The organism is Pacificispira sp., from assembly GCF_965228185.1.
In the GTDB taxonomy this organism is placed as follows: Bacteria; Pseudomonadota; Alphaproteobacteria; order UBA8366; family Aestuariispiraceae; genus Pacificispira.
In genome coordinates this window covers 483,482-498,201 of the sequence record NZ_CBDDHE010000003.1, presented here as the reverse complement: position 1 = coordinate 498,201, position 14,720 = coordinate 483,482, and the positions used below count along the sequence as shown (strand labels likewise).

15 protein-coding genes are annotated in these 14,720 nt (G+C 62.2%); 9 read left to right on the top strand and 6 right to left on the bottom strand.

The window, feature by feature from the left end:
• Positions 1–58: 58 nt before the first annotated feature.
• The 3 genes from ACO06O_RS05980 to gmd are packed head-to-tail and all read right to left on the bottom strand — an operon-like array spanning position 59 to position 3,444.
• Positions 59–1,435, bottom strand: a complete 1,377-nt coding sequence (locus tag ACO06O_RS05980) for an SLC13 family permease (protein ID WP_421877310.1) — start codon at positions 1,433–1,435, stop codon at positions 59–61.
• A 12-nt stretch (positions 1,436–1,447) separates the two neighbouring features.
• Positions 1,448–2,398: a GDP-L-fucose synthase family protein gene (locus tag ACO06O_RS05975; protein ID WP_421877307.1), complete on the bottom strand. Its 951-nt coding sequence runs from the start codon at positions 2,396–2,398 to the stop codon at positions 1,448–1,450.
• 5 nt (positions 2,399–2,403) lie between these two features.
• A complete protein-coding gene (gmd, locus tag ACO06O_RS05970; RefSeq protein ID WP_420417312.1) occupies positions 2,404–3,444 on the bottom strand; it encodes a GDP-mannose 4,6-dehydratase in 1,041 nt (346 codons plus the stop codon).
• 133 nt (positions 3,445–3,577) lie between these two features.
• On the opposite strand from gmd, the gene ACO06O_RS05965 reads away from it, so the two are divergent.
• Positions 3,578–3,931 (top strand): DOPA 4,5-dioxygenase family protein, encoded by a 354-nt coding sequence (locus ACO06O_RS05965; RefSeq protein ID WP_421877303.1) that lies wholly within the window; start codon positions 3,578–3,580, stop codon positions 3,929–3,931.
• A gap of 23 nt (positions 3,932–3,954) precedes the next feature.
• On the opposite strand, the gene ACO06O_RS05960 is transcribed toward ACO06O_RS05965, so the two are convergent.
• Entirely contained in the window at positions 3,955–5,277 is a 1,323-nt protein-coding gene (locus ACO06O_RS05960; RefSeq protein ID WP_420417314.1) for an aspartate aminotransferase family protein, read from the bottom strand.
• Positions 5,278–5,444: 167 nt separating this feature from the next.
• On the opposite strand from ACO06O_RS05960, the gene ACO06O_RS05955 reads away from it, so the two are divergent.
• The 5 genes from ACO06O_RS05955 (at position 5,445) to ACO06O_RS05935 (ending at position 11,458) form a co-directional block, all read left to right on the top strand.
• Entirely contained in the window at positions 5,445–5,987 is a 543-nt protein-coding gene (locus ACO06O_RS05955) for a cupin domain-containing protein (protein WP_421877300.1), read from the top strand.
• Positions 5,988–6,063: 76 nt separating this feature from the next.
• On the top strand, positions 6,064–7,278 hold the full coding sequence (locus ACO06O_RS05950; protein ID WP_421877298.1) for a S1C family serine protease: 1,215 nt from the start codon (positions 6,064–6,066) through the stop codon (positions 7,276–7,278).
• A gap of 136 nt (positions 7,279–7,414) precedes the next feature.
• Positions 7,415–8,092 carry a TIGR02466 family protein gene (locus ACO06O_RS05945; protein ID WP_420417317.1) on the top strand — a complete coding sequence of 226 codons (678 nt, stop codon included), beginning with the start codon at positions 7,415–7,417 and terminating at the stop codon, positions 8,090–8,092.
• Entirely contained in the window at positions 8,089–9,411 is a 1,323-nt protein-coding gene (gene purB, locus ACO06O_RS05940) for an adenylosuccinate lyase (protein WP_421877296.1), read from the top strand. The genes ACO06O_RS05945 and purB overlap by 4 nt, the downstream gene beginning before the upstream one ends.
• On the top strand, positions 9,362–11,458 hold the full coding sequence (locus ACO06O_RS05935) for a hypothetical protein (RefSeq protein WP_421877294.1): 2,097 nt from the start codon (positions 9,362–9,364) through the stop codon (positions 11,456–11,458). The genes purB and ACO06O_RS05935 overlap by 50 nt, the downstream gene beginning before the upstream one ends.
• Positions 11,459–11,540: 82 nt before the next feature.
• Here ACO06O_RS05935 and ACO06O_RS05930 read toward each other — a convergent pair whose 3' ends face one another.
• Positions 11,541–11,867 (bottom strand): DUF1476 domain-containing protein, encoded by a 327-nt coding sequence (locus ACO06O_RS05930; RefSeq protein WP_420417320.1) that lies wholly within the window; start codon positions 11,865–11,867, stop codon positions 11,541–11,543.
• A gap of 267 nt (positions 11,868–12,134) precedes the next feature.
• Here ACO06O_RS05930 and purC point away from each other — a divergent pair, with 267 nt between their 5' ends.
• The 3 genes from purC (at position 12,135) to purQ (ending at position 14,011) form a co-directional block, all read left to right on the top strand.
• The gene (gene purC / locus ACO06O_RS05925) at positions 12,135–12,899 is read left to right on the top strand and encodes a phosphoribosylaminoimidazolesuccinocarboxamide synthase (protein WP_420417321.1); all 765 of its coding nucleotides are present in this window, start codon (positions 12,135–12,137) and stop codon (positions 12,897–12,899) included.
• A 120-nt stretch (positions 12,900–13,019) separates the two neighbouring features.
• A complete protein-coding gene (gene purS, locus ACO06O_RS05920) occupies positions 13,020–13,262 on the top strand; it encodes a phosphoribosylformylglycinamidine synthase subunit PurS (RefSeq protein ID WP_420417322.1) in 243 nt (80 codons plus the stop codon).
• A 44-nt stretch (positions 13,263–13,306) separates the two neighbouring features.
• A complete protein-coding gene (gene purQ / locus ACO06O_RS05915; protein WP_421877291.1) occupies positions 13,307–14,011 on the top strand; it encodes a phosphoribosylformylglycinamidine synthase subunit PurQ in 705 nt (234 codons plus the stop codon).
• On the opposite strand, the gene ACO06O_RS05910 is transcribed toward purQ, so the two are convergent.
• The gene (locus ACO06O_RS05910; protein ID WP_421877288.1) at positions 14,008–14,718 is read right to left on the bottom strand and encodes a substrate-binding periplasmic protein; all 711 of its coding nucleotides are present in this window, start codon (positions 14,716–14,718) and stop codon (positions 14,008–14,010) included. The genes purQ and ACO06O_RS05910 overlap by 4 nt on opposite strands.
• Positions 14,719–14,720: the final 2 nt, after the last annotated feature.

Genomic DNA, 14,720 nt, shown 5'->3' with positions numbered 1-14,720 from the left:
CATGATGCCCCCATGGAACGGACGCCGCCTTGATATCCCTCAATTCCTGAAAGTCGCCCTAAATCATACCCAGCGCGCGCCACCACAGGAAGTTCAGCGGCAGGATGACGATGAAGCTGATCACCGCGACCAGCAGGACAAGCTTTGTCGCATCCGCCAGTTTGGCCCCGCCCAGTGCGACCGCCAGAATGATCGGCGGTGCCTGATAGGGCAGCAGGGTCGTGGAATAGGATAGCACAATTGACGCCAGGATGGTTTCGAGCGGCAGACCGGACGCCTCGCGCAACGGCTCGACCAGCGGCACCATGACCGCAGGCAGACCGGGCATGGTGGTTACGAGTGACGTCGCGCCGCCGCCAAAGGCCAGCGCGAAGTAGTTCAGCAGCCCCTCACCCTCCCGCAGCGGCAGGATATCGGCCATAATTGCGCCCAATCGCGCGCCAAGGCCGCTATCGGCGATCAAGGCGCCCAGAGCCAGAATGCCGGCCACATAGATGACCAACCCGACATTGACCTGTTTGAACGCGTCGCTTCCCAGAACGCCGATCCCGGGCAACAGGCACGCCGTTGCCGCCATGAGTCCGATCCAGGCGGGCGAGACACCGTGTAGGACATCTGTCGCCCAGCCCAGCAGGGCAAATATCAGAATGGCCGCCAAGCGTTTCTCCGCGGCGCTCATCGGGACGGCGTCGCCGTCGCTCTGGTCCTTGTCGATGCGATCCCGGAACAGGAAACAGGCGACGGCCCAAATCAACACTGCCTTGCACAGGCCCAGGAAGGGAAAGTGCAACAGCATCCATTCGCCATACAGCGGCGCGATGCCGTACTGTTTCTCCACTGCGCCGACATACACCATGTTCGGCACCGTCGCGGGCAGAATGCCGTTCGGCGGGTTGAAACAGGCAAAACCGGTGGTCAGGGCAACGCCGATCCGGCCGATTCGGCCTTCCTTCAGGCCGTACCGGTCCGCCAGCGCAAGCGCGATGGGCATCAGCAGCACGATCCGGCCCATGCTGGACGGCATGAAGAACGAAATCGTCAGGGCGACGGCGACGATCCCGGCCAGCAGCCCGCCATAGGTCGCCGGGAACATCCGCGCGAGGCCCCGCGCGACCCGCGCGCCGAGCCCCGTCTGATTGATCGCCGCGCCGACGATCAGGCCCGACAGGACCAGCCAGAAGGCCTTGCTGGCGAAGCCGGAAAAGATCAGTTGCGGCGGCGCGATGGCGAAGACCATCGCGACGGTGAAGAACAGCAGCGCCGTGACATGTTCGGATGTGACGCCTGTGGCGTAGAGGGCGATCGTCCCGATCACCAGGCCCGCGATGGGGGCGACGGTCGGTCCCAGCCCTGTCGGATCCAGGAAGGCGATCACCCCGCCGGCAATAAGTCCCGCCAGGGCGAGCAAGGCCGAGGGTTTGGCCAAGTCCGCCATGACGGGTCCGGCCTAAACCGACAACCTGGCGTCACGCGCCGCCAGGAACCATTCATAGGTTTCCGCCAGGCCGTCGCGCAGCGCGATTTCCGGCTTCCAGCCCAGGCCACGCAGCCGGCTGGAATCGGCGAGTTTGCGCGGGGTGCCATCGGGCTTGGTCTTGTCGAAAACCAGTTCGCCCTGGAAACCGACGACGTCCCGGATCAAGGCAGCCAGGTCGGCTATCGACAGTTCCGCGCCGGATCCGACATTCACCATGTCATAGGGCACATCGCTTTCCAGACAGAACCGCGCGGCGCCCGCCATGTCGTCGACATGTAGGAATTCGCGCAGCGGCGTGCCGCTGCCCCAGATCGTCATGGTCTCCGCCGCAGCCAGCTTCGCCTCATGCGCCTTGCGCATCAGCGCCGGGATGACGTGGCTTTTCTCCAGATCGAAATTGTCGCCCGGCCCGTAAAGGTTGGTCGCCATCAAGGTGACGGATTTCAGGCCGTATTGCTTGGCATAGGCCCGGCACATCATCAGCCCGGCGATCTTGGCCACCGCATAGGCCTCGTTGGTCGGTTCCAGCGGCCCGGTCAGCAGATGCTCTTCCCGGATCGGCTGCGGCGCGTGTTTCGGATAGATGCAGGTGGAGCCGAGATAGATCAGCTTCTCCACCCCGGTCTCGCGACAGCTTTCGATCACATTGGTCTGGATCGCCAGATTGTCGTGAATGAACGTGCCCGGGTAATCGTTATTGGCGACGATCCCGCCGACCTTGGCTGCCGCGCAGACGACATGGCGCGGTTTTTCGGCACGGAAAAAGTCACGTACCGCCGCCTGGTCGCGCAGATCCAGTTCCTTGGACGTCCGCGTCATGAGATTGGTGTAACCGGCGGATTCCAGTGCCCGGCAGATCGCGGACCCGACGAGCCCTCGATGCCCGGCAACAAAGATCGGTTCCGACCGGTCCAAGGCCATCTGCGTCAGTCCCCGGCGCGGCTGTGGACGGCGTGACCGGCGTCCAGCAGCGTGCGCTCGCGCTGGGCCAGTTCCATATCGTGATCGACCATCATCCGGACCAATTCCTCGAACCCGACCTTCGGCTCCCAGCCCAGCCGCGCCTTGGTCCGGCTGGGATCGCCCAACAGGTGATCGACCTCCGTCGGCCGCAGATAGCGCGGGTCGAATTCGACATGCTTGGCGGGGTCGAGACCGGCATAGCCGAAGGCCATATCCAGGAACTCGCGCACCGAATGTGCCTCGCCCGTTGCGACGACGTAATCACCCGGCTCGTCCTGCTGCAGCATCAGCCACATCGCCTCAACGAAATCGCCGGCGAAACCCCAGTCGCGCTTGGCGTCCAGATTGCCCAGGAACAGCTTGTCCTGCAGGCCCAATTTGATGCGGCCCACGGCGCGGGTGATCTTGCGCGTCACGAAGGTCTCGCCCCGGCGCGGGCTCTCGTGATTGAACAGGATTCCGTTCGCCACGAAGATGTTGTACGCCTCGCGATAATTGGTCCCGAACCAATAGGCGGCGACCTTGCCGACCGCATAGGGGCTGCGCGGATAGAAGGCGGTATCCTCGTTCTGCGGCGGCTTGGCCGCGCCGAACATTTCGGAACTGCCCGCCTGGTACAGCTTCACCTGGTTCTTGGTGGTGTGAATGTAGTCGCGCAGCGCTTCCAGGAGGCGCAGGGCCCCGGTCCCGACCACATCGGCGGTATATTCCGGCTGATCGAAACTGACCCGCACATGGCTCTGCGCGCCCAGGTTATAGACCTCGTCCGGCCGGACATGCTCCAGGATGCGGCGCAGGCCCGTGCCGTCGGCCAGATCGCCATAATGCAGGTTCAGGCGCAGATGGCTTTCATGGGGGTCCTGGTAGATATGGTCGATCCGCTCCGTCGTGAAAGTCGACGCGCGGCGCACCAACCCGTGGACCTCATACCCTTTCGACAGCAGCAATTCCGCCAGATAGGAACCGTCCTGACCGGTAATGCCCGTGATCAAAGCCTTCTTCATATCGCGCCCGTCCGCACCGCTATTTCAAATGTCCGGAAAATGAGCCGCATAGCTACGCGCGCCGCCGCATATGGTCAAGGTTGACGGGCCGTTCCGTCTTGTCACGCCGGGCACCGCGCCGCAAAATCACCCCATGACCGAGGTTAGCGATATCGGCGGCTATCACGCCCATGTGTATTTCGACGCCCAGTCCCTGCCGCAGGCACGGGCGCTGTGCGAGGCGGCGCGGGACACGTTCGGCGTGCAGATGGGGCGCGTCCATGAACGGACCGTCGGGCCGCATCCGATGTGGTCCTGCCAATTGCTGTTTCCGGCGGAGAAATTCGCGACCGTCGTGCCCTGGCTGCATGTCCATCGGAACGGATTGATCGTCTTCGTTCACACATTGACCGGCGACGATCTGTGGGACCATACCCACGGTGCCATGTGGCTGGGCGAGAGCGTCGCGCTGAAACTCGACATGTTCGAGATGGAGGGCGCCGACTAGCGCCCTCCCCCGAATGCCTCGGATCAGGCGACCTCTTTCAGCACGTCGCCCAGAATGCCGACCAGATCGTCGATATGCTTTTTCTCGCAGATCAGCGGCGGGGACATGGCGATGATGTCGCCGGTGACGCGGACCATCGCGCCCTTCTCATAGGCTTTCACCATGATGTCGTAACCGCGCTCGCCCGGCGCGCCCGGACGGGCCGACAGTTCGACGGCGGCGACAAGGCCCATATTCCGGATATCGACGACGTTCGGATGCCCTTTCAGCGAATGGATGGCATCGGCCAGATAAGGCTCCAGCGCCAGCGCATTCTCGAACAGGCCTTCTTCCTTATAGGTCTCCAGCGACGCCAGACCGGCGGCAGCGGCGACCGGATGGCCGGAATAGGTATAGCCGTGGAACAGCTCGATCGGCGCGTCGGCCTTGTCGAGCATGGTGTCGTAGATTTCCTTGCGGACCGCGACTGCCCCCATGGGGATCACGGCATTGGTCAGCCCCTTGGCGCAGGTCAGGATGTCCGGCACGACGCCCAGGCGTTCCGCCGCCGTCGCAAAGCCCAAACGGCCGAAGGCGGTGATGACCTCGTCGAAGATCAACAGAATGCCGTGCTTGTCGCAGATCTCGCGCAGGCGCTTCAGATAGCCTTTCGGCGGCAGCAGCACCCCGGTCGATCCGGCCATCGGCTCCACGATCACCGCAGCGATGGTCGACGCGTCATGCAGCGTCACCAGCTTTTCCAGGTCGTCTGCGAAATGCGCGCCATATTCCGGCTCGCCCTTGGTGAAGGCGTTATGTTCCAGATCGTGGGTGTGGCGGATATGGTCCGCCCCGGCCAGAAGCGAGCCGAAATACATCCGGTTCTTCACGATGCCGCCGACGGTGATGCCGCCGAAGCCGGTGCCGTGATAACCGCGCTCGCGTCCGATCAGGCGGGTTCGCGTGCCCTGGCCCCGCGCCCGCTGATAGGCCAGCGCGATTTTCAGCGCCGTATCCGCCGATTCCGACCCGCTGTTGGTGAAGAAGACATGGTCCAGGTCGCCGGGGAACATGTCGCGCAGACGGCTGGCCAGTTCGAAGGCCTTCGGGTGACCGAACTGGAAGGTCGGCGCGAAATCCAGTTCCGCGACCTGCTTCTGCACCGCCTCGACGATTTTCGGGCGGGCATGACCGGCATTCACACACCACAGGCCCGCCGTTCCGTCCAGAATATCGCGGTTGTCGTGGCTCTTGTAGTACATGCCCTCGGCGGAGACGAGGATGCGCGGATCCTTCTTGAATCGCCGGTTTGCCGTGAACGGCATCCAGAAGGCGCTGAGGTCGTTTTGAGTCATTCCGTCGGGCATGGGTCCAGGCTCCGCCACCAGTATGTTTCGAAGGCCGGTACGGTAGCGATCCGCCGATCGTTAACACAACCCCTTTTCTTCCCCCGGATAAATCCATGATTTACCTAACAGAACAGGCCTGTATGTTATTCATACTTAACAGATGAAACACTCAGGAGGGGCAGCGCGTGGAAATCGGCGACAGATTGCGGGCCGTGCGGCAATCCTTCGGCCTTTCCCAACGGGCGCTGTCGCGGCGCTGCGGCGTCACCAACGCAACGATCTCGCTGATTGAATCCGGCAAGCTGAGCCCGACCTTCGGGGTCCTGAAGAAAATCACGGACGGCCTCTCGCTCGACCTGTCGGAGTTCTTCGGTTTCGAGGAACCGAAATCGGAACAGGTCTTCTATTCCGGCGACGAGTTCCGGGAGCTGCGCAACGGCAAAATCCTGTACCGCCAGGTCGGCCGAGACCTTTCCGCCCGCGCGCTGCAGATGCTCTATGAGACCTACAATCCCGGCGCGGATACCGGCAAGGTCATGCTGAAACACGAAGGCGAGGAGGCCGGCGTCGTCATCGAGGGCCGGTTGGAGGTCTGGGTCGGCGGCGCCAAGCGCGTCCTGAAGGCCGGCGACGGATATTCCTTCCAAAGCAGCATCCCCCATCGCTTCCGGAACCCGTTCGACGAAACCTGCACCGTCGTCAGCGCCTGTACGCCGCCATCGTTCTGATCGTTTCTGTTAGGAAAAATCCAAGCACACGACTATAAATCGACAAAATGCGATCTTTAACACGCGTGGGGTAGAAATGCTGCGATTTGCTGTATTGCTTTCAATTCTACTTTTTATTGCATCGTGCAAAAGTGCCTTCTACTACGATGGTATCGCTTACGACAGTAGGATGGCTGCGCTTCGGGCCGCCAACCTTCACGTTGACCAAAACGTTGCCGGTGTACGCCCAGTCGACAAACCACTTGGTGGCAGTGCTTTGGTTGTGATCCCAACATTCGATGTAATTCTCAAAAATGGAGTCAACGCAACAGGCAACGCCACAATAGAGATGAGATCATATGTGGCTGAGACGCTGGAGATTGGATTTCTCGGAATTGGACGCGCAATCAAGAAGTCTGGAATCTATGACGATGTCTCGATTGTTAGATCCATTGATCCCTCCGCGACGCCAATCGCGGATCATGACTACAAGATTTGGCTTGTGGGCTTATCCCCAGAAAGATGGCAATGGTATGTGGACAGTCAGGGAGGCAACAACCCTCAGCCGGTTTCGATGGACTTAGGGCAAGTTGGCTCCGCCCGAGCAGATTCATTCGTTTCTTCTCTTGAGGCTTACGCAAGCCGAATAGCGCAAACGACCAAGGTCGCTCCAGACTCCGAACGAGTAGTGTCAAGCGGAACAGGTTTCTTTGTAAACCAACGCGGGCAGATACTTACCAACGCGCACGTCGTTGATGAATGCCAAAGCATCGCCATACGACTGCCAACATCAGAGGTGGGCAGTGCTCGTAAAGTTTCTATAGATCAAAGAAACGATCTCGCTCTGCTTCAATCAGATTTCCAAAATAGACCGTATGCAAATTTCAGGTCCTCTAACCCTCCCGTACAAGGGGAAGATATAGTTGTTTTTGGCTTCCCTTTGTCTAGCATGTTATCATCGGGAGGAAATCTTACTACCGGAACGGTCAGCGCACTTAGCGGTTTATTCAATGACTCGAGTAAAATTCAACTCACAGCGCCAGTGCAGCCGGGAAATAGTGGAGGTCCTGTTTACGACCGAAGTGGAAGCGTAATTGCTGTTGTGTCTAGCAAGCTAGACGTACTTCGGGCTGCCAAATATACTGGAGATATCCCACAGAACGTGAATTTTGCGATTAAGTCTGAAATTGTGTTCTCATTTTTGAATTCATTATCTATCGATTTTGATAATTCTGCTCCAGGCAAGCTCTTAACAACCACCGAGATAGCGGACCTAGGCCGTAATCAAACCGTCAGAATTGACTGTTATTAGCCGACACCTACTCGACTGCATCGCCTTAGGTCTATTCGAAATGCATTCACAATTCCCTGTCGGCCTTGCCGTTTGGGGACTCCGGGACTAGAAACGGCGCGTTCACCCCGTATTGATCGCCGTGTCCGGAGCCGCGATGGCGCTGCATCAGGAATATTCCAACGGATTGCTGCTGGCCTGGCCGACGCCGATCCTGCAGCGGCAGGTCGATGACGCCGCCCTGCTGTCCGCTCTGCGCGATCAGATCCTGGCGCGGGAGAAGGACGATCCCGAAGGTTTGCCCCGCGCGCTGGTCAATGGATGGCATTCCCGGCTGGATCTGATGGAATGGCCGGGCGACGCGATCGCCGACCTGAAACAGCATATCGGCGATGCCCTGTCCGACTTCATGTCGATGATGACCAATGGCCGGCATGTATCGGGAACCGCACATATAACCGCCTGGGCCAATATCAGCCGCCGCGGCGGTTTCCACCGCCTGCATACCCATCATTCGTCGATGGTGTCCGGCGTCTTCTATGTCGATATCGGCCAGGCCGATCCGGAGGACACGCGGTTCAACGGGTCGCTGACCTTCGTCGATCCGCGCCAGGCTGTGGAGATGATCCAGCTTCCCGGCCAGCCGTTCGGCGAGAAGATCAAGTTCGATCCCAAACCGGGCATGCTGCTGTTGTTTCCCAGTTGGCTGAAACATTTCGTCGACCCGTTCCGGGGCGAGGGAACCCGCATGTCCATCGCCTTCAACATTGCCATGCCCGACGCCCGCGTCGCCGATGCGGGGGCCGGCCCATCCACGGAGAAGAAGAGCCCATGATCCCCCGCTACAGCCGCAAGGAAATGGCCGACATCTGGGAACCCGCGAACCGGTTCCGCATCTGGTTCCTGATCGAGGCCCATGCCTGCGACGCACTGGCGGAACGCGGCGTGATCCCGAAGGAAGCGGCGGCGGCCGTCTGGGCGCGCGGCGACAAGGTCTATACCGAAGACCGCATTGCCCGGATCGACGAGATCGAGCGAGAGACCAAGCACGACGTCATCGCCTTCCTGACGGAACTGGCGGAACAGGTCGGCGACGAGGCCCGCTTCGTCCACCAGGGCATGACCTCGTCGGACGTGCTGGATACCTGTCTGGCAGTGCAGCTGACCCAGGCGGCCGATCTGCTGCTGGGCGATCTGGACCGGGTACTGGCCGCCCTGAAGAAGCGCGCGCTGGAGCATAAGAACACCGTCTGCATCGGCCGGTCGCATGGCATCCATGCCGAGCCGACGACCTTCGGCGTGAAACTGGCCGGCCATTACGCCGCCTTCGCCCGCAACAAGGAACGCCTGCTGGCCGCCCGTGCCGACATCGCCACCTGCGCGATTTCCGGCGCCGTGGGTACCTTCGCGAATATCGACCCGTCCATCGAGGAGCATGTCGCCGCGAAGCTGGGCCTGACGCCGGAGCCGATGTCGACCCAGGTCATCCCGCGCGACCGCCACGCCCAATTCTTCGCGACGCTGGCCGTGATCGCAGGATCGATCGAAAACCTGTCGGTCGAAATCCGTCATCTGCAGCGCACCGAATTGCGTGAGGCGGAAGAATACTTCTCGCCGGGCCAGAAGGGTTCTTCCGCCATGCCGCATAAGCGCAACCCGGTCCTCACCGAGAACCTGACCGGTCTTGCCCGCATGGTGCGCGCCTATGCCCTGCCCGCGCTCGAGAATGTCGCGCTGTGGCATGAACGGGATATCTCTCATTCGTCGGTCGAGCGGATGATCGGCCCCGATTCCACGGTCACTTTGGATTTCGCGCTGAACCGGATGGCCGGCGTCGTCGAAAATCTGGTGGTCTATCCCGAAGAGATGATGGCGAATCTCAACCGATTGGGCGGCCTGCATAACTCGCAGCGTGTGCTGCTGAATCTGACCCAGGCCGGAATGAGCCGGGAAGATGCCTATCGCGCCGTTCAGCGCAATGCGATGGAAAGCTGGAAAACCGGCAATTCCTTCCAGGAGCTGCTGAAGGCGGACGAGGAGGTGGCCCGTCACTTGCAGGCGGAGACTATCGACGCGCTGTTCGACATGGGCTACCACGTGAAGCATGTGGATACGATCCTGCATCGGGTTCTGGGAGAGACCGGCACGGCCTAAACGGCCCCTCGCCGCGCTCCTGCTCGCCACGACGCTGCTGTCGTCGGCGGTGGTATTGCCCGACCGCGCGGGTTTCGCGCAGTCTCAGGCCGACACCGTCGACGGCATGGAGCGGCCGCGTTTCGACGTCACCGACGAATTCAGCGCCAGCAACATCGACCCGGTGACGCAGGCGATCCTGAACGATGCCCTGAAAAGCCTGCAGTTCTTTGCCATCGCCCAGTTGGAGGCCGACGAGGATATCGGCCTGGCACAAAGCGGCGTCGTCCGCGGCTATCTGGCCCGGCGGCAGAAGCAGGACGCCATCGACAATGCCGAACGGATCGAAGATCCGATCTGGCGCGCGCGCTCCTATATCTGGATATCGGACTATGTTCAGGTCGTGGAAAAGAACCACGACGAAGCCCGGCAATGGATCGACCGCGCGGTTCAGGAAGTGCTGGCTTTGCCCAACATGCGCGACAATGGGGAATCGCTTCAGATCGCCGCGCTGAGGCTCGCCGCGCGCGGCTTTCCGGAAGCCGCCACCAAATCGGCCCAGGCGATCCCGGATACGCGAACCCGCGTCGGCACTTTGCAGCGGGTGGCGGACATCTCGCTGAGCCTAAGCGAGTCCGCCGCGACGCGAGGGGAAACGGCCACCATTCTGCGCGCCGCCTTCGCCGAGGCAAATGCCCTGACCATGGATCCGATCGACAAGTCGGATATCCTGATCGAAATCGGCGCGGTGCAGCTTAAGGCGGAGGACGGCGCCGGCGCTCAAGCCAGCTTCCAGGCCGCCCAGCAACTTATTCTCGACGTGCCCGGCGCCCGCAAATACGACGCGCTGACCCGGCTGGCGTCGAAAATGGTCGAGGCCGGAAATCAGCGCGGCGGCATGACCGTCGTGCGGATGATCCCGGAAGGCGCCGACCGCGCCCGTGCCTTGGCCGCCGTGTCGTCCGCGATGGGCCGCCGCAATATCGACGCCGCCGTGCCGCTGTTCCGCTTGGCAATGGAAGAAACCGAAAGGATCGAGGACCAGCAACAGCGGTTCGACACGCTGGCCTATCTGATCGCCCGCCAGTCAGAGGTCGGCCGCCTGGCCGACGCCTTCGAAGGCGCGTTCTTGATCACCGAGGAAGTCCCCCGGTCCGAGGCGCTTCTGGGCATGGGACGGGTTCTGATCGCACAGGGGAAGCTGACCGAGGCGCTGGTCTTGAAGGACTACATCCCCTTCGTCGGCATGCGCGCGCAGCTCATGGCGCCAGTGGCCCTCGGCCGGGGCCTGGAACAGGATCCCGAAGGCGCCAGCGCCTTGCTGGCGGAAGCCCTGGACCCGACCGGCTTCCCCTATATCCCGGAATATGTCCCGGCGGCCCTGGATGCCGTTCTGACCGCCCAGATCCGCGGCGGGCTGAAAAGCGCCGATCAGGCGATCTTTTCCCGCGCCCGCGACTTGGCGGAGGTGCTGCCGGGCGACCTGCCGCAGGTCGAAGCCCTGGTTCAGGTCGCCATCGCCGAGGCTCGGCGCGGCCGCCTCGACGACGCCCAGAAGACGATCAGCGCTGCCTACCGCATCGCTTTCGAAAACAATCGCACGGCCGGCTTCGACCGCGCGCTGATGGCGATCTCCCTGGCGCAGCTTGCGGCGGGCGATCTGATCGGCGCCTATGACACCGCCGCGCGGATTCCGGAACCCCCGCCGGGCGGCCCCTTCCCGCGCACCCAGGACGGCGGCTTCGACGTGCCCCGCTATCAGGCGCTGATCCGGGTGGCGGCGGCGGCCGGGCGGTTGGGCGATCCGCGCTTCGGCGGTGAAATCGTGACCCGCAAGATCGCCCATGCCCCCGCCAAGGCAACCGGACTGGCCGCCGTCGCCATCGCCATGGCGAACCGCACGACGGATCTGATCGACGTCATCAACGACATTCGCGACGGCGCCTTGCTGTCACCGGATTTCGACTATCTGAACAAGGTGGCCCAGGAGGTCGAGGGCGAGACCGGTTCAGGCGGCGGCCGCCTCGGCGACGCGCCTCAACTGGCGCCAATGCCCCAGGGCGGATAGCCAGGCGCGCGCCGGACACCGCAAAAGAAAAAGGGCGCGCCCGACGGCACGCCCCTGATCCGGTTGATCCATGGAATCGCGCTTATTTGGCTTCGCTGCGGATCTGCGCGCGGGCCGTGACCAGCAATTCGTCCATTTCCTTACGGACCAGATGTTCGGACGTATCGACGCCCTTCGCCTGCAGGTCGCCCAGGACCTTGCGCAGAACATCGTCGTCGCCCGGCTCGTCGAAGTCGGAGATCACGACGTCCTTGGCATAGGCGTCGGCATCCGCGCCGGTGATACCCATCTGTTCGGCAGCCCAGAGGCCCAGCAGCTTGTTCCGGCGCGCGACGGCCTTGAACTCCTGCTCACGGTCGTGGCTTTCCTTGGCCTCGAAGCTCTTCTCGCGATCGTCGAACTTGTTCATACCTGCGGTCCCCCCGGCATAGTCTTTCCTGGTGAAGCCCCGCACGGCACCAGAGCCGGCAGGGTCCGGTCGGGGCTTGGGCTCCTTCCGGCGGTGCCCTGTATGTAATCGGTCCTGCACCGACGATCAACGACGGAACCATCCCCGCGACAGGATTTCCCACCCTGAATCGGCCCCGCCGCCCGTCAGGAAGATTGTAACCGACCGGTGGCATTGCTATACGCTGCGAATTCTCACCAATCCGGCGGCAAGGGCGGGTCCAAACCGATGGCGCGACGCAGACAGATTTACGAAGGCAAGGCCAAGGTCATTTTCGAAGGTCCGGAACCGGGCACCCTGGTCTGCTACTTCAAGGACGACGCCACGGCGTTCAACAATCAGAAAAAGGGCACGATCACCGGCAAGGGCGTGCTGAACAATCGGATCTCCGAATTTCTGATGCTGCGCCTGCAGGACCTGGGCATTCCGACCCACTTCCTGCGCCGTCTGAACATGCGCGAACAGCTGGTCCGCGAAGTGGAAATCATCCCGGTCGAGGTGGTGATCCGCAATGTCGCCGCCGGGTCCATGGCCAAGCGCCTGGGCATTCCGGAAGGCACACCGCTGCCCCGCTCCATCGTCGAATACTGCTACAAGTCCGACGAGCTGGGCGACCCGCTGATTTCCGAAGAGCATATCACCGCCTTCGGCTGGGCCAGCCCGCAGGATATCGACGATTTCCTGGCGATGTCGCTGCGCATCAACGACTTCCTGTCCGGCGTCTTCCTGGGCATCGGCATCAAGCTGGTCGATTTCAAACTGGAATTCGGCCGCATCTATGACGAAAACGGCGATGTCCGCATCGTCCTGGCCGACGAGCTGAGCCCGGACAATATGCGCCTCTGGGATACGCAGACCGGCGAGAAGATGGACAAGGACCGCTTCCGCCGCGATCTGGGCAATGTCGAGGATGCCTATCGCGAGGTCGCCCGCCGCCTGGGCGTGCTGCCGGAAGGCGCGAACATCGAATCCATCGACAGCGAATCGAACTAGGAAGTTCTGGCTCCGGCACCGGCCCGCTCCCCCTCCCGGCCGCCCAACGACAGGGTATGCTATGGGTGGCCGGGAGGGGGAGCGGGCCGGTGCCGCCAAGGACCATAAGGAAGCCAGACCATGAAAGCCAATGTCACCGTCACTTTGAAACGCGGCGTGCTGGACCCCCAGGGCAAGGCCATCGGGCATGCGCTGGAGGGCCTGGGCTTCGACGGGATCGGCGAAGTCCGTCAGGGCAAGCTGATCGAGGTCGAACTGGACGAAACGGACCGGGCCGCCGCCGAGAAGAAGCTGGACGAGATGTGCCGCAAGCTGCTGGCCAACACCGTCATCGAGGATTACCGGATCGAGATCGTAGCCTAAGCGCTGCACCGGCCCGCCAAAGCGACCATCGGGAGCGAGAGAATATGAAAGCCGCCATCGTCGTTTTCCCCGGCACGAACCGCGAGCGCGACATGGCCGCCGCGCTGGAAAAGGCCGCCGGACATAACAGCAAGCCGGACCTGATCTGGCACGGCGAGACCGAGCTCAAGGGATACGACCTGATCGTCGTGCCGGGCGGCTTCTCCTACGGCGATTACCTGCGCTGCGGCGCGATGGCGGGGAATTCCCCGATCCTGCGCTCCATCAAGGAACAGGCGGAACGCGGCGTCACGGTCCTGGGCGTCTGCAACGGCTTCCAGATCCTAACGGAAACCGGTCTGCTGCCCGGCGTCCTGATGCGCAATGCCGGGCTGAAATTCATCTGCAAGATGACCCATATCCGCTGCGAACGCCGCGTCGCGCCCTTTACCGGCGGCATGGCGGAAGGCCAGGTCAGCCGCGTCGCCGTCGCCCATAACGAGGGCAATTACTTCGCCGACGAGGACACGCTGAACCGCCTGGAAGGCGACGACCGCGTCCTGTTCCGCTATTGCGACGATCGGGGCAATGTCTCCGACAAGACCAATCTGAACGGCTCCCAGCGCAACATTGCCGGCATCCTGAATGAAAAAGGCAATGTCCTGGGCATGATGCCCCACCCCGAAAACGCCATCGACCCCATCGCCGGCGGCGTCGACGGCCTACCGCTCTTCGAAAGCCTCGCCAAGGCGGTGGTGGAACGGGCCTAGCGATATTTCGCGTGAATTGCGTCGTAGATTCCGTCGGCGCGCATCGCGGCCAGGGTGGCGTTGAAATCCTGGGCCAGGATTTCAGATCCGGCATAGGCGCGGCTGAAACACAAATGGAAGCTCTGTCGGTCGATCGGATGAAAACGTACGCGGCCGGACAGGCCCAGGTCCCTTAGGACGAACTCCGTCGATTCCCGGCTGAGATAGAGATAGTCGAACCGTTTCGCCATCAGCATACGGACGGCGGATGCCGGGTTGGGCGCGGAGATCGGATCCAGCCCCGCCTTCCGCAGCGCGCCGAGACTTTCATAGGAATCGACAGACGCCGTCCGCTGGCCGCGCAGATCCTCCAGAACTGCGGGGGCCGGGCCGTCATATTCCCAGCGCACAAAGAAGCCGCTGGTGAATTCACTGATCGGGTCGGAATAGAGGATGTAGATTTCCCGCTCCGGCACATAGGCACAGGTCAACGCCGCGGACGTCTGCCCCAGTTGCACCTTCAGCAACGCGCGGCTCCAGGGCAGGAACTCGATCTCTGCCGCATATCCCATCCGGGCGAAGGCTTCGGTCACGACCTCATAGTCGAATCCGCGCAGCCCGTTGACCGGTTCCGCCATCTCATAGGGCGGATAGTCTTCAGCGGTTATCGGGATTGTGCGGAGCGTTTCCTGAGCCGCGGCGCGCGGGCCCATCGCGGATATCAGCACGA